The sequence below is a fragment of the Sodalis sp. RH20 genome (genome assembly GCF_047324205.1).
Classification (GTDB): Bacteria; Pseudomonadota; Gammaproteobacteria; order Enterobacterales; family Enterobacteriaceae; genus Acerihabitans.
Map to the genome: position 1 here is coordinate 4,894,043 of NZ_CP178733.1, position 16,626 is coordinate 4,910,668.

9 protein-coding genes are annotated in these 16,626 nt (G+C 55.9%); 7 read left to right on the forward strand and 2 right to left on the reverse strand.

Annotation, left to right across the window (positions count from 1 at the left end; all coding sequences use genetic code 11):
* Window positions 1–26: 26 nt before the first annotated feature.
* Together ACL2XM_RS22320 and ACL2XM_RS22325 are read right to left on the reverse strand one after the other, a co-directional pair.
* Window positions 27–1,061, reverse strand: coding sequence for a LacI family DNA-binding transcriptional regulator (locus ACL2XM_RS22320; RefSeq protein ID WP_410012966.1), 1,035 nt, complete (start codon window positions 1,059–1,061; stop codon window positions 27–29).
* Between the two features lie 236 nt (window positions 1,062–1,297).
* Entirely contained in the window at window positions 1,298–1,729 is a 432-nt protein-coding gene (locus tag ACL2XM_RS22325; protein WP_413731636.1) for an N-acetyltransferase, read from the reverse strand.
* A 93-nt stretch (window positions 1,730–1,822) separates the two neighbouring features.
* On the opposite strand from ACL2XM_RS22325, the gene glyQ reads away from it, so the two are divergent.
* The 7 genes from glyQ (at window position 1,823) to ACL2XM_RS22360 (ending at window position 16,626) form a co-directional block, all read left to right on the forward strand.
* The gene (glyQ, locus tag ACL2XM_RS22330) at window positions 1,823–2,737 is read left to right on the forward strand and encodes a glycine--tRNA ligase subunit alpha (protein WP_410012968.1); all 915 of its coding nucleotides are present in this window, start codon (window positions 1,823–1,825) and stop codon (window positions 2,735–2,737) included.
* Window positions 2,738–2,747: 10 nt separating this feature from the next.
* Window positions 2,748–4,817, forward strand: coding sequence for a glycine--tRNA ligase subunit beta (gene glyS / locus ACL2XM_RS22335; RefSeq protein WP_413731637.1), 2,070 nt, complete (start codon window positions 2,748–2,750; stop codon window positions 4,815–4,817).
* A gap of 584 nt (window positions 4,818–5,401) precedes the next feature.
* Window positions 5,402–6,730, forward strand: coding sequence for a hypothetical protein (locus ACL2XM_RS22340; protein ID WP_413731638.1), 1,329 nt, complete (start codon window positions 5,402–5,404; stop codon window positions 6,728–6,730).
* Between the two features lie 370 nt (window positions 6,731–7,100).
* Window positions 7,101–11,660 (forward strand): RHS repeat-associated core domain-containing protein, encoded by a 4,560-nt coding sequence (locus tag ACL2XM_RS22345; RefSeq protein ID WP_413731640.1) that lies wholly within the window; start codon window positions 7,101–7,103, stop codon window positions 11,658–11,660.
* Between the two features lie 567 nt (window positions 11,661–12,227).
* Window positions 12,228–12,944 carry a DUF3053 domain-containing protein gene (locus tag ACL2XM_RS22350; protein WP_410016685.1) on the forward strand — a complete coding sequence of 239 codons (717 nt, stop codon included), beginning with the start codon at window positions 12,228–12,230 and terminating at the stop codon, window positions 12,942–12,944.
* Between the two features lie 524 nt (window positions 12,945–13,468).
* Window positions 13,469–15,391 (forward strand): PTS mannitol transporter subunit IICBA, encoded by a 1,923-nt coding sequence (locus ACL2XM_RS22355; RefSeq protein ID WP_413721697.1) that lies wholly within the window; start codon window positions 13,469–13,471, stop codon window positions 15,389–15,391.
* An 86-nt stretch (window positions 15,392–15,477) separates the two neighbouring features.
* A complete protein-coding gene (locus tag ACL2XM_RS22360) occupies window positions 15,478–16,626 on the forward strand; it encodes a mannitol-1-phosphate 5-dehydrogenase (RefSeq protein ID WP_413721696.1) in 1,149 nt (382 codons plus the stop codon).

A 16,626-nucleotide genomic window follows, 5' to 3' on the forward strand; every position in this document is an offset into this window, starting at 1 on the left:
GGTGCCTTACGGTCTTATCCACTTCGCTAACGGGTAGTGGACCCCCGCACGATCAGCTCGCCGCTGAACGCTTGTTCGCTGACCGGTTCGTCGGCCCCCTGGATGCGCTTTAACAATTGTTCCAGCGCGGCGTAGCCGATTTGGTAGGTCGGCTGCTTAAAGGTGGTAATGCCCACGCCCGCCAGCTCCGCCCACTCCAGTTCGTCAAATCCCAGCAGGCCGATATCGCTGCCCCAGTTCAGGCCCTGGCGCCGCAGTACGCGTGCGATGTGCAGCGTCAGCGCGCCGTTGGCCGACAGAATGGCCTTGCGCATGCCGCGGTGGCGGCGGTTAAAGTCCTGGATAACGGCGGCCAGGGTGTCGGTATCGTTCAGCGCGCACTCCGCCTCTTCCGCCGCCAGATCCGGATGGGCCGCCAGGCAGGCGCGAAAGGCCTGCAGCCGTTCGATGCGGGTATTCACCGTGCCCAGGGGCTCGCTGAGGAACATAATGGCTTCAAATCCCTGCGCGATCAGGTGCCCGGTGGCGCGGGTCGCCGCCTCGCGGTTGTCCAGGCCCACCATGTCGCAGGCGAAACCGGGAATTTTGCGGTCAATCAGCACCATCGGCAGCAAGGACTGCTGCAACATGGCAAGCGCATCTTCATGCATGCCCACCGCGTTGACCACGATCCCTTCCACCTGATAGCCGTTAAGCAGCTGAAGATAGTGGCGTTCCTGGTTCACTTCGTTGTTGGTGTTGCATACCAGCAGGGTGAAGCCGTGCCGGCGGCAGGCGGCCTCGATGCCGCGCATCACGTCAACGGAATAGGGATTGGTAATATCGGCGATAATCAGGCCTATCAGCCTGGTCTGTCCCCCCTTCAGGCTGCGGGCCATCTGGCTGGGGCGGTAATTGAGCTGCACGATGGCCGCTTCGATGCGCGCCTTAAGGTCGTCGGAAAGCAGGTGCAGCTCGCCGTTCAAATAGCGCGACACGCTGGTCTTGCCGCTGTTGGCGGCTCTGGCCACATCGCTGATGGTGGCGCGTCCCGATGCGCGGGTCCCTTTTTGCTGGCTCACGGCGTACCTCTCCTGATAGAAATTCATGCACCTGAGCGGCTGATAAATTTATCCGCGCCCCGGCGGCGCGTATTATTAAACCATTGAACAACGTGCATGTGCGGATTATGTGCCTGCGTCCCGGCGGCATTGGTTTGCTTGCCGCGCCAGCGCATGCATGGGCAACGTTTCGCCCCGGGTAAATAACCTGCTGACCAGCGTTAGCATAGCCAATCCTGAAGCGGTAACAACCGCTTTTAACCGGCGCGCCATTGCAGGGTCAGCAGCATATGGCCGGTTTCGGCGTTAAACGCCTTGCCGATTTCGCGGAAATCCTGGCGGTAGTAAAAATGACAGGCGGCGCGGTTTAACTGGTAGACCTCAAGGGTCAACACCGGGTAGCGCTGTTTTACCCGCGCCATCAGCGCCTGGCCGATGCCCTGGCGATGGTAGCGGGGCGCGACAAAAACCGCGCCGACAAACTGCGCCATCATCACGCTGATAAAGCCGGTGATGACGCCGTCGCGCTCAGCCACCCAGCTCCGGGCTTGCGGCAGGTAGTCGTCGCGCACCAACGGCAGGCTCTCAAGCCAGTAGCCGGCGCGGATAAAGGGATGGGCGCGGGTGGTGCTGTCCAGCCACAGCGCCAGCAGCGCGGGCATATCGCCCGGCACAAACGGGCGGATCATCGCCTTACTCCTTAATTGGGCTGTATATCTTACCGCCAGAGGGTATACTGGCGCATTCTTAATATATCCACTTTTATCGCGTGCGAATTCAACATGCAAAAGTTTGATCCCAAGACCTTTCAGGGCCTGATCCTGACCTTACAGGACTACTGGGCGCGCCAAGGCTGCACCATTGTCCAACCGCTGGATATGGAAGTCGGCGCGGGCACCTCCCATCCCATGACCTGCCTGCGGGCGCTGGGACCGGAGCCGATTGCCGCCGCCTACGTGCAGCCGTCGCGTCGTCCCACCGACGGCCGGTACGGCGAAAATCCCAACCGCCTGCAGCACTACTATCAGTTTCAGGTCATCATCAAGCCTTCCCCGGACAATATCCAGGAATTATACCTCGGCTCGCTGAAAGAAGTCGGGCTGGATCCGACCATTAACGATATCCGTTTTGTCGAGGACAACTGGGAAAACCCGACGCTTGGCGCCTGGGGCCTCGGCTGGGAAGTGTGGCTCAACGGCATGGAAGTGACGCAGTTTACCTACTTCCAGCAGGTGGGCGGGCTGGAATGCCGCCCGGTGACCGGCGAAATCACCTATGGCCTGGAACGCCTGGCCATGTACCTGCAGGGCGTGGACAGCGTCTATGACCTGACCTGGAGCGACGGCCCGCTGGGCAAAACCACCTACGGCGATGTATTCCATCAAAACGAAGTGGAGCAATCCACCTATAACTTCGAATACGCCGACGTCGACTTCCTGTTTGTTTGTTTCGATCAGTACGAAAAAGAAGCGCAGACGCTGCTGGCGCTGGAAAAACCCCTGCCGCTGCCGGCGTATGAACGTATTCTCAAGGCGGCGCACAGCTTTAATTTATTGGATGCCCGCAAGGCCATCTCGGTTACCGAACGTCAGCGTTATATTCTGCGGATCCGCACCCTGACCAAAGCGGTCGCCGAAGCCTACTACGCTTCCCGGGAAGCCCTGGGTTTTCCGATGTGCAAAAAGAACGAGAAATAAGAGGCCGGCCATGACGCAACACACTTTCCTGGTGGAAATCGGCACGGAAGAGCTGCCGCCAAAAGCGCTTCGCCAACTGGCGCAGTCGTTCGCCACCCTGTTTACCGCCGAACTCGACGGCGCCAACCTGCCCCACGGCGAGGTGCAATGGTTCGCCTCGCCCCGCCGCCTGGCGCTTAAGGTGCTAAACCTTGGCGCCGCCCAGGCCGACAGCAACATTGAAAAACGCGGTCCCGCCGTTGCCCAGGCGTTTGACGCCGAGGGCAAACCCACCAAGGCGGCCGAGGGCTGGGCGCGCGGCTGCGGCATCACCGTCGAGCAGGCGGAACGCCAGGTGACCGACAAGGGCGAATGGCTGCTCTACCGGGCGTCGGTTAAAGGCAAGCGCGCGCAGGAACTGCTGCCGGGCATGGTCACCACCGCGCTGGCTAAACTGCCGATCCCGCGCATGATGCGCTGGGGCGACAGCGACACGCAGTTTATCCGTCCGGTGCATACCGTCGTCCTGCTGCTGGGCGACGAGCTGATTCCGGGGCGTATCTTGGGCATAGACTCCGCCCGCGCCGTGCGCGGCCACCGTTTTATGGGCGAGTCCGAACTGACGCTGGACAACGCGGACCAATACCCGGCCCTGCTGCTGGAACGTGGCAAGGTGATGGCCGATTACGAGCTGCGCAAGGCCCAGATCAAGCGCGACGCCGAGGCGGCGGCCAGGGAAATCGGCGGTACTGCCGATTTGACCGACAGTTTGCTGGAAGAAGTGACCTCGCTGGTGGAATGGCCGGTGGTGCTCACCGCGCGGTTTGAGGAAAAATTCCTCGCCGTACCGGCCGAGGCCCTGGTCTACACCATGAAGGGCGATCAAAAATACTTCCCGGTGTACGACGCCCAGGGCAAGCTGCTGCCGCACTTTATCTTTGTTTCCAATATCGCCTCCAAAGACCCAAGCCAGGTGATATCCGGCAATGAAAAAGTCGTGCGCCCACGTTTGGCCGACGCCGAATTTTTCTATAACACCGATTTGAAAACACGCCTGGAAGACCGGCTGCCCCGGCTGGATACCGTATTATTCCAGCAGCAGCTGGGCACCGTGCGCGATAAAAGCGATCGTATCGAGTCGCTTGCCGGCTGGATTGCCGGCCGGATTGGCGCCGACGTGCAGCATGCCGCCCGCGCCGGGCTGCTGTCCAAGTGCGACCTGGTGACCAATATGGTGTTTGAGTTTACCGACACCCAGGGCGTGATGGGCATGCACTACGCCCGCCACGACGGCGAGCCGGAAGACGTGGCGCTGGCGCTAAAAGAACAGTACCAGCCGCGTTTCTCCGGCGATGCCCTGCCGTCCACGCCGGTATCCTCGGCGGTGGCCATCGCCGAGAAAATGGATACCCTGGCCGGTATTTTCGGCATCGGCCAGCATCCGAAAGGGGATAAAGATCCGTTTGCCCTCAGGCGCGCCGCCCTGGGCGTGCTGCGCATTATCGTCGAGAACAACCTGCCGCTGGATTTATCGGCCCTGGCCGCCGAAGCCGCGCGCCTGTACGGTGAAAAACTCACCAATGCCAGGGTGGTGGACGATGTGGTCGACTTTATGCTCGGCCGCTTCCGCGCCTGGTACCAGGAAGCGGGCCACAGCGTCGACACCATCCAGGCGGTGCTGGCGCGCCGGCCTACCCGACCGGCGGATTTCGACGCCCGCATGCGCGCGGTCACCTATTTCCGCACCCTGGACGCCGCCGCCGCGTTGGCGGCCGCCAACAAGCGCGTGTCCAATATCCTGGCCAAGGCCACCGACACCCTGAACGGCGACGTGCGCGCCGCGGTGCTGAAAGACGCGGCGGAGATCCAGCTGGCGACGCATCTTACGGTGTTGCGCGATAAGCTGGAGCCGCTGTTTGCCGCGGGCCGCTACCAGGAAGCGCTGGCGGAACTGGCCACCCTGCGCGAGCCGGTGGACGCGTTTTTCGATAAAGTGATGGTGATGGACGACAACGCCGAGGTGCGGGTTAACCGCCTGACGCTGCTCAGCCAGCTGCAACAGCTGTTTTTGCGGGTGGCGGATATTTCGCTGCTGCAATAGCATTTCGGACGTAACCGCGTAGCGGGTAACAGAACCGGTCAGTGAATACTGGCCGGTTTTTTTTTAGCAAAGAGCTTAATCCAGCAAATGGTTTTTCTCTGACGCCTCGTTATCGATCATATTGATGAAACTTATTGATATGACATTTTTTAACTTTTACTCGACATAAATTAAAATATTAATGCCCGATGGCAATTTACTGCTGGTACTATTGTTATATAGCGAGTGAGCGAAAAATTTATAACAGCAATGTGATCTGTTTTTATCTTAGAATAAAGTTTTTTAATGTATGCACCTCTCTCTTATTTATTCTTTAAATGATTGAAAAAAAAGAATTTTGTAGCGTTTATGAATTCCATTTATTGACATCCTTTTGAATTACTTTTCCTTTAACAATAATTAAGGAGTTTTAATGAAAATAAATACATATTGTTTTATATAGGAAAAAATATAAAAATAATGTTAATGAAAAAATCTTCTCTCGTTTCAGTTAATGAAATTCAGTAATTGGAATTTGAATTTTACAAAAATAATTTTAGCTTCTTGAGTATCGATTGTGATTTTATAATGATAGGAGGTAAAAAATGGCTTGGTCTGATATCAAATCTATTGAATCCTTGCAGGTTTCATTTACTACAACTAACCGTGTTGCATATATCTATGGAAATGGTTTCAACACCGTAGAAGTTATCATTTATATAAAAGCATTGGATGAATTCGGCCAGGAATTCACGGATTATTCATTGGACGAGTTTCGACGTAATGTAAATCTAATAGAGGTTATTAGGACAGCGCATCTAAGCCAGAATCCTAACAACAGTACTTGGTTTGTTGTTTATGGTTCCCTTGGGTTCGATATTCTCCCTCCGGCACCATCATTTGCGCCAGTCCAGGATACACCGTCTACGTACATACTGCCTGACAATACTGAGACAAATGCAGATGCCCATCAGACTACATTTGAAAAAGATCATATGTTGGAAAACAGCTATTCATCAACGGGATATTACCAAGGTGATATCAATGAGATGAACATGTCCGAAAGGTTCAGGGAAACCGAAACTCAAATGGTGCCTGTGGATGGACTTATCGAGACAAGTGGCAGAACGTTTAGTTATTTCGTAGAACGTGGGGCAGCTAGTCCTTCCAGAACCATTGAAATCGCGGTGCAACTAACCTTGACCCATCCGGCCGCTTCGCCAAAGGTGATAAGTACAGGTTTATACGGTACCCCCGGATTTTTCAGTTCTGTTACAATTAATGCCTTGGACCCCATTGATTATTCTGACGCGAGAAACGTTACTCTCAGTCAACGATCGAGAGAAACTTTACGGGATAATATTTATTGGGAGTCCCATAGACTAGTTACCTATTATCATTATAATGGAACGCTCGATTGTGTAACTATCAATCTTTATCCAAAAATAGGAGGAACTTTTTTATTAGCAGAACCTATGGATATTATTTCGGACGCCGATTTGAATTTAGGTAATGACCCTTGGGGGGGGGCAGGATTTACAGGAATTGCTCAAGGCTCTAGTTACCTTTATAGTCGGCCTTTTTCTGTGATGGAGCGTGGCTGGGGCCGCTCTTATTATCAAGTGAATTTTTGGTATGTAAAGCCATTTAATCCAGAAGTTCAAGGCCATTTCTTGGGGTATGCTTCTGGTTTCGCGTTTAAATTATTTACCTCTTTAAATGCCGGTGACGTAGATAATAATATTACGAATCCGGCAACGTTGGTCATGTATCAGTTTTCTATATGGGGTGAGACTGACATTGTGGCTCATTATTGGAGTAGCGGCCAAGCGAGCACGCGTGTTATTAGTCTCACTGATAAATACGGTAATAAAGGCAATCTCACACTGTATTTTAATACCAATGATTACTTCGATGTGCCTCAGTTACGATGATTGTATAAACGAAAAAAGTAAATAAACTCGCAAGGATTGATCTATGAGCAATTTATTTTCTTCCCAGGCCTCAAATTCTATCGAGGGTCTGCAGGGCGGAGTCGATCCCCGCACGGGCCTGTTTGTAATCGCGCTTCCCATTGCCAATTTGGTGGGTAACGGCGGTGTTGGCCCGGCATTTGACGCCAGGTTGACATATTCACCGCTTAGCACTGGAAATGATGGTTACGGAATAGGTATCTCACTGGGTTATTCCTATTATGACTTCGCGAATCGGCTATTAGTGCTTAATACCGGCGAGCGATATAATATTATTGAAACCGGAGATCAACCGATCATTGTTCAGCATAAGCTGGACAGCTTTCGCTTTATGCGGACCAGTACCAATTATTTTATTATCTGGAAAAACGGCACCGTGGAAGTGCTGACCGGCCCACAGGACGCGCGGTCGATGAAAGTCCCGGAATATATTCATGCACCCACCGGTCAGTGGCTTAAGTTTGATTGGAACATCCTCGGCTCTCTGACGCGCCTGGAAAGAATTACCGATAGCACCGGCAAACTGTTGCTGTCGGCGGTCTACTCCGGCACTAACGCCTCCACGTTTACCCTTTGGCCGGGGAGCAGCGAAAGTTATGTCCTGACGATGATTTACCGTAATAATAATCTGTACCAGTTGACGAATAACGCGGTGACGCCGCCCTTGACCTGGACGTTTGACTATACAACGGTCGGGTCTTGGTATCCGATTACCGGTATTCACTATCCCACCGGGCTCAGGGAGCAGGTCTGGTATCAAAACGCCCGGATGTTGTTTCCGACCAGTGCGGGCCTGCCGGCCCTGCCGGCGGTATCAAGGCATTTAAAATCTCCCGGCGCCGGTCAGGAGGGGATTGACACTACTTATACCTACTCCAACTCGAATTACCTCGGCTACGGCACCGCCGGCAGTTGGTCGCCGGACCGCGATAACCTTTTCGGCGTTCTCAACGCCTATACCTATTGGTCGCGCAGAACAGTGACCAGCGGCGGCGTCTCGCGGGCGACGATCTGCACATACAATAACTTCCATCTGCAAATCGAAGAGGAAACGCAAAGCCTGGGTGCCAGCACTCGTACCATTACCGAGTATTATGCCTTGCCGGGCACGGTTTTTGACAATCAGCCCCCGCAGTTTCAGCTGCCGCGCAGCCGGACTGTTATATGGCGCTATCTCTCCGGTACGCCGCGTAGCGAAATTACCCTGACGGAATTCGATGCCTCAGGCAATCCCACCCGCACGCAAACCCCGGACGGTATGGTTACCGAGCTGTTTTATTATTCGCCCGCCGGGGAACCCGGCTGCCCGCCCGACCCATGGGGATTTACACGCTTTATACGGCGGAAAAATACAATCCCGGCCCCCTCGGCGTTCTCCACCCCCGCGCGCGACGAGAACTACAACTATATTTCCCTGCCCGCCATGGCCGGCGCCCCCGCCCCTTATAGCGTGCTGATGGAAGACCGCTTTGACGCCAGCGGCGCAACCCGGATACTGCATACCCAGCAGTTCTACCTTAACCAGCGCGCCAGCCCGACGATGCATGGGCGACCTGCGCGCACGGTGCGCTGGTTTTATGACCTCAACAACAGTAGTCTGAGTTATCCGAATTTCCTCGAACAACTTTATACGTTAAACGCAAATGTGCTGACCACCAGCGAGCGGGTCACCGGTCACGATAAGCTAACGCTCACTACCAGCCGGGAAGTATCGATATTAAGTGGGCGGGTGCTGGCCGAGACCGATGAGCAGGGCAACCGCACGGTAAATGTCTATGATAATCTCGGTCGCCCTACCCGCTCCACCCGCAATGCCGGCAGCGCGTTCCAGCAGGTGACCACGCTTACCTATGCAACCCAGCCGGTAACCGGCGGCACCGCTATTTACACCGCCACCACCGATCCGCTCGGCAATATCACGCGCAGCTGGTTTGACGGCCTGGGGCGGGTGACGCGCCAGGAAGTTAGCGATCCGGATACAAACGGTCAGTGGTTTGAGGCGCAAACCGCCGCCTATAATGCTTTTGGCGAGCGGGTCGCCGAAAGCGTGTTTGACTATCCCCGCAGCGGCCAGGTCGCCCGTATGGCGCGTACGGCGGCGATCACGTATGACATTTGGGGGAACCTATTGCGTACCGCGTTCAACGACGGAACCACGTTGATAACCCAAAGCGACCCGATTGCACTGACCCAGGCTGAGACCCGCGAGGGCTTCGCCAATAATCAGACGCTGTATGCCGGCTGGACCCTGACCACTCTGGACGTCCGCGGGCTGCCGCTGACCATTGTCCGGCGCGATCGGTCGGGCGTGACGCTGGGGCAGGTCACCCGCCGTTATGATGGCCTGGGTCGTTTGCGTCAGGAAACCGATGAAATGGGCCGCACCACCGATTACCAGTATGATGCCTTCGATCGGGTAGTAGGCCAACGTCTGCCCGACGGTAGCGTGGTGAGTAAAATGTACGTGCCGTTTAGCGACCAGCTATGGGCTACCGCCATCCGTGTTACTAATTCCGCTGCGCGTATTTTTCAGTTGGGCTCCCAGGTATATGACAGCAGTGGGCGCATCATGCAAAGTACCAGCGGCGGTCGCCTGACCCGTTTTGGCTGGACTGGCGCCAGCCCGCTGCCGTCCACTGTGACCACGCCGATGGGCGAAGTGCTGCGCTATGAATATATTCCCCAATTGGATAATGCCGTCAGGAGCGTGACCAGCGGCACCCTGCGCCAGGATTTTACCTGGGACCCCCTGAGCGGCAGAATGACGCGAGCCACGGGCGATAATGGCGTGGTTACCACGCGCGCGTTTACCCGCTCCGGCCAGTTGCAGGGAGAAACCTTTACCGTGCCGGGCCAGCCGTTGCGTGGGGTAAACCACGCCTGGAGCCTGATGGGCAGCCAGACGCAGTATACCGATGTCACCGGCACGCAGACCCAATATCAGTATAATGCGGTGGGGCAACTGGTTCGGGTCAGCGATGCGGATATGGTTATAACACTGACCTACGATGCGCTGGGCAGACTGGAAACGCGGCACACCGCCGACCCACGCGGTCTGCATGGCTGCACCATCAGGCTGGGCTACGATCAGTTTGACCGCGAGATTGCCCGCTCGGTCACAGCGGCCAATAACGAAACGCTGACCATAAGCCAGACCTGGTATGCCAACGACCAGCGGCGCAGCAGCGAAACACGGCACAATAATGTAATACTGCGCCAGGAAGCCTGGTTTTACGACAGCCGCAACCGGCTGGAACGCTATACCTGCGCCGGCGCCGCGCCGCCGGTAGACCCCTACGGCAAGTCTATCTCGTTACAGACCTTTGTCTATGACGCCATCGACAACATTACCCAATGCGGCACCACGTTTCCCGGCGGCGTGGACAATGCGCTGTTTCAATTTAATAACCCCAGCGATCCCACTCAGCTCAGCCGGGTGCAGCACAGCCATCCGGATTATCCCGCCGTGATAGCGCTGACGTATGACGCCAACGGCCAGATGACGCTGGACGAGGCCGGACGCCGGCTTGCTTATGACCCGCTGGGCCGTTTGATTTCGGTGACGGGCGGCCCCGCTCCGGGCGGCGGTTATGGCTATGACGCCCTCAATCGATTGGTCGGACAATCGGTAACCGGGCGCGGCGCGCATGCGCTTTATTACCGCAGTGATGAGAGGGTCAACGAGCAGCAACCCGGCGCGTTGCGGCCGGTGCGGCTAGCCAAACTGGGCGGCGCCACTGCAGCGGTGCATGACGGTACTAACTTGCGACTGACGGCCACCAATGATCAGAACAGCCTGCTGTGGTCACGGGCCGAAAATCAGACCTCGGAGCTGGTCCGTTATACCCCCTGGGGCTTTAGTCCTGCCTTCCGCCCGTCGTTGCCCGGTTTTACCGGCGAGCGTCCCGATCCGGTGAGCGGCGCTTATCACCTGGGCAACGGCTATCGCGCTTATAACCCGGTGCTGATGCGTTTTAATACGCCGGATTCGTTAAGTCCGTTCGGCGCGGGCGGTATCAATGCCTATGTCTATTGCGCCGGCGACCCGGTCAATAACGCCGATCCGAGCGGCCATATCAGCTGGCAGGGCATTCTGGGTATCGTTTTGGCTGTCGTAGGCTTTGCCTTGAGCATCCCCACCGGCGGCGCCTCACTATCATTGGTCGCGGGCGTCTTGATTACCCTTGAAGCGGCGGCGGCGGCGACAGGCATTGCCTCCATCGCGCTGGAGGAAAAGAATCCGCAGGCCTCGGCGGCGCTGGGATGGGCATCGCTGGCTCTGGGATTAGGCGCGGGGGCGGGGGCGGGCGTCGGCAAATTGGCGGCCAGACGCGCTAACACCGCCAGGGGAGGAGGTCTTGAAGATATCGCGCTTGGCAACAGGATAGAGTTGGGCGACGATCTGTATTTATTTAAAGGGTCTGAAAATTCAGAACGCCTTATTATTTCGTCCCATGGAAAATATCACCAAGAGGCGGGTTTTTTCACGCCGCCGCAAGGGACTCAAGTGAGGTATGGTATAAAAGAGGGAAGAAGGCTAAGGTTGGGATTGCGGCAAGCAGCCGACAATAGCTTTACGCCCGCAGAGGTCACTCGCCGTGATTTTCAGCACAATTACCGGTTAGAGCGATTCCCTAAGGATGACGATCTTTTTGCGTCCCGCCTTGCAAGTGAGTATAAAGTGGATATTATCACCGTGCGTTCTCATGCCTCGCAAGATTTTGAAATGGTTACAATACGTACCTTGTTAAAAAACTTGGAGGACAAAGGATTGCGTTATAAAACTATTGACGGTATTTTTTGCCGCGTATGGGAGTGGGACGCCCCGAATACCTTCGTAATCAAAGATCCCATGCGCTTTCACTTGACCAAGAAATTCAGTCTTAAATAAAGCGACGGAATATCTGAATCAAGTCATCGTTTATATACAGTAATAATTGTGTGCGCGGCATGACTATAAATGTGGTGTTTTATTAGCATGTTTTCATCTTGATAAAACCTAAGAAAATCCGCGTTAATGATTTAAGTATCATAAAAGAGCTGCTGTCGTGCCATTTCATTTCGTTAAAATGATCACATGATAGAGGTAAGTGACCTGATGCAATAAAGTAATCTTATTGATTTTATTATCGAGACCGATGTTTACGATGCGTCTGCCGGCCCCTCGCCGGCTGGTGATAACGTTTGGGGCTTCAGTCTGACCGGCAACGGCTTTATTCCTCCGGCCTTGCCGTTGCGGTTGACGGACCGCTATGGCAATAGCGGATGTGCCTCCCTTACCCTTGATGCCGTGGATGGGTTCGATGCGCCGCGGGTTTTGTAAAAAAATGAGACCATCGGTAGGGCTTTGAGCATATTTATTCCTCGCAAAGTGGACTATCCTTACTCTGCAAACAGGACGCGTTAATTGGGTAACCAGGGAAAGGGGTGAGCTATTTTACAGGAGTAGTTGGTCATGATGTTAAGGGACAGACTGGCGCAGTTGCGCTATGCGCTGATGATTCCAGTGCTATTGATGCTGGCGCTGCAGATTACCGCCTGCGGCGACAAGGAGCCGGAGCAGCGCAAGGCGTTTATGGCGTTTTTACAAACCACCGTGCTGCCGGGCGGCGAGCGCCTGCCGACGCTGACCGACGATCAGAAAAAACAGTTCGGCACCTATGTGGCCGACTACCAGATCCTGCTGACCTTTACCCAGCAATATACCCAGGCGGTCAATGCCAGCCTGCTGCCGGTGCTGGATCAGGTCAGCCAGATCCGCGTGCCGCAGGATTATCTTACCCACCGGGTGGATTTGCAGCAGTCCGCAGGGGCACTGAATCTGCTGGGGCCGCAGATAGAACGCCTGAAAAAACAGGCGGATGACTCCCGCGCCGCGCTAAAGCAGCCCGACGACCTGAAGGCGGTATACGAACAGGCCTATACCAAGCTGGTGATTCAGCCGGCACAGCAGGTGACGCCGGTGGTGACCAGCGCGGCGCAGCTTGCGGAAACCCTGATCCAGGTGGGCAATTTCCTGAATATGCAGGGCAGCCAGGTGACCTACAGCCCCACGTCGGTGGCCTTTCCCACCCGGCTGCAGGCGACGCAATATAATGAGCTGATGGCCGGCCTGCAAAGCCAGCACCAGCAGCTGATGCAGGCGCAGACCGCCGCAGGGACGGCCCTGCGCTAATGACGCGCCGCGTTACACCAAGGTGGCCCGCCGGGTCACCTTTTTGTAACATATCCGCGTCATGATGGCTGTCGTGCGTGCGAGAAAACGCAGGTATTACAGCGGTAATTTTCTTACAGCTTTAGCTACGCAATTCCGCCTTTTAGCGTCTAAATCAGCCGCTATCGCCCTCTCTTCGCCGATGCCCGGCTGGGATGATAAATAATTTGTGATACAAATCACATTTATCAAACAAATACCCAGCAAGCAAGAGTGATCTCTATCACAATTTACCCGCCGTTAACTCCCTGAAGTTATAATTGTGGTTTTTTTTCATACGGAATTTGTGATGAATATCACCGATATAGGGGATAAACAGGGGGTGACATGGTGATATTCGTCACAGTTACGCCGCTGAGTACGCATTCGGCACGCAGCGTGGTAGAGTCCCGCTGCTTATAGAACTACCGACAGAGAATGCAACACTGTCGCAACAATTTTCACGCGCCCTTATTGTCCGGCGCGTATCAATAGGGGTGTTTTTTATGTCTTCTTCGGATATCAAGGTCAGAGTACAAAATTTTGGCCGTTTCCTGAGCAATATGGTGATGCCGAATATCGGCGCCTTTATTGCCTGGGGGATTATCACCGCGCTGTTCATCCCCACCGGGTGGACACCCAACGCGACGCTGGCTAAATTAGTCGGCCCGATGATCACCTACCTGCTGCCGTTGCTGATCGGTTATACCGGCGGACGGCTGGCCGGCGGCGAACGCGGCGGCGTGGTGGGCGCCATTACCACCATGGGCGTGATTGCCGGGGCGGATATGCCGATGTTCCTCGGCGCCATGCTGGCCGGTCCGTTGGGCGGCTGGGCGATTAAACGTTTTGACCGTATGGTGGACGGCAAGATCAAAAGCGGCTTCGAGATGTTGGTCAACAACTTCTCCGCCGGCATCATCGGCATGATCCTGGCGATTATCGCCTTCCTGGCCATCGGGCCGCTGGTTGAAATCCTGTCCCATATCCTGGCGGCGGGCGTGAACCTGATGGTACGCCACGATTTATTGCCGCTGGCCTCGATCTTTGTCGAACCGGCAAAAATCCTGTTCCTGAATAACGCCATCAACCACGGCATCTTCTCGCCGTTGGGCATCCAGCAGGCTACCGCCACCGGCAAATCAATTTTCTTCCTGATTGAAGCCAACCCGGGTCCGGGCATGGGCGTGCTGATTGCCTACATGATTTTCGGTCGCGGCAACGCCAAACAGTCCGCCGGCGGCGCGGCCATCATCCATTTCCTGGGTGGTATCCACGAAATCTATTTCCCTTACGTGCTGATGAACCCGCGTCTGCTGATAGCGGTAATCCTCGGCGGCATGACCGGCGTGTTTACCCTGAGCGTGCTGCACGGCGGCCTGGTTTCCCCCGCGTCGCCGGGTTCCATCCTGGCGGTGCTGGCCATGACGCCTAAAGGCGCCTATTTTGCCAATATTACCGCGGTAGTCGCGGCGTTTGCCGTGTCCTTCGTTATCGCCTCGATCCTGCTGAAAAGCATGAAGGCCAAGGAAGGGGACGACCTTGAAGACGCCACCCGTCGTATAAAAGATATGAAAGCGCAGTCCAAAGGCATGGCCGCGCCGGTTACCGCCGGCGCCACCGGCGACCTGGCTTCGGTACGTAAAATCATCGTGGCCTGCGATGCCGGCATGGGCTCCAGCGCCATGGGCGCCGGGGTACTGCGTAAAAAAGTCAAGGAAGCCGGGCTGACCAATATCAGCGTGACCAACACGGCCATCAACAGCCTGCCTGAGGATGTTGACCTGGTGATCACCCACCGCGACCTGACCGAGCGGGCCATGCGCCACGCCCCGCAGGCGCAGCATATCTCGCTGACCAACTTCCTGGACAGCGGGCTGTATACCGATCTGGTGGCGCGTCTGGTTGCGGTGCAAAAGACCGAAACCAATCAGAATAAAGTCATCACCACCCTGGACGACAGCTTCGAAGACAGCGAGCAGAACCTGTTCCGCCTGACCGCGGCCAATATCTTCCTCGGACGTCAGGCCGACAATAAGGAACAGGCAATCCGTTTTGCCGGTGAGCAACTGGTCAACGGCGGTTACGTGCTGCCGGAGTATGTGGAAGCGATGCTGGATCGTGAAAAGCTGACCTCCACCTACCTGGGCGAGTCCATTGCGGTTCCCCATGGCACCATCGAGGCCAAGGATAAGGTGCTGCGCACCGGCGTGGTATTCTGCCAGTATCCGGCGGGCGTGCGTTTCGGTGATGAGGAAGACGATATTGCCCGTCTGGTGATTGGTATCGCCGCGCGCAATAACGAGCACATCCAGGTCATTACCAGCCTGACCAACGCGCTGGACGACGATGCGGTTATCCAACGCCTGATCAACACCACCGACGTAGATGAAGTGCTTGAGCTGCTCAAAGGCGGCAAAACGGCCTAACCACAGCGCGGGCGATGGAAACGGTTGTATTTGAGAGGGGGCCTGCGTTGGCCCCTTTTTAACTAAGAGAATCCAAGGTTAAATCTATGAAAGCATTACATTTCGGAGCAGGTAATATCGGACGCGGCTTTATCGGTAAATTATTGGCCGATGCCGGGGTGGACGTGGTGTTTGCCGACGTTAACCAAACGGTGCTTGACGCCTTGAACGCCAGGCATGAATACGAGGTCCATGTCGTGGGCGAGCAGTCCCATGTGGAAAGGGTCCGGGGCGTCAGCGCCGTTAACAGCACCGGCGCGGAAGTGGTGGCATTGATAGCCGACGTTGATTTGGTAACCACCGCCGTAGGGCCGCAGATCCTGGAACGCATCGCCGGTACCGTCGCCAAAGGGTTGATCGCGCGCCATGACGCGGGCAATACCCGGCCGCTGAATATTATCGCCTGTGAAAATATGGTGCGCGGCACCAGCCAGTTGAAACAGCATGTCTTAAAGGCACTGCCCGAGCAGTATCACGCCTGGGTGGCGCAGCACGTCGGTTTCGTCGATTCCGCGGTGGATCGCATCGTACCCCCGGCCGAAGCCGGAACCCAGGATCCGCTGGCGGTGACGGTGGAAACCTTTAGCGAATGGATTGTGGATAAAACCCAGTTCATCGGCGAGCCGCCGGCTATCGCCGGCATGGAGCTGACCGATAACCTGATGGCGTTTGTCGAACGTAAGCTGTTTACGCTTAACACCGGCCATGCCATCACCGCCTATCTGGGCCAGCATGCCGGGCATAAGACCATCCGCGACGCGATCCTCGACCCCGACATCCGCCAGGTGGTGAAAGGCGCCATGGAAGAAAGCGGCGCGGTGCTGATTAACCGTTACGGTTTTGAAGCCGCGAAACACGCCGCCTATATCAATAAGATCCTGCAGCGCTTTGAGAATCCCTATTTACATGACGACGTAGAGCGCGTCGGCCGCCAGCCGCTGCGTAAGCTCAGCGCCGGCGACCGGTTGATCAAACCGCTGCGCGGCACCATGGAATACGGCCTGCGCCACGACAACCTGCTTAAGGGCATCGCCGCCGCCATGCATTATCATAGCGAGCAGGATCCCCAGGCGCAGGAATGGGCGGCATTGCTGGAAAAATCAGGCCCCGGAGCGGCGCTGGCGCAGGTCTCCGGTCTTGAGGAAGACGGCGAGGTGGTAGCGCAGGTGGTGGATCTTTATAACGCCATGCAATGA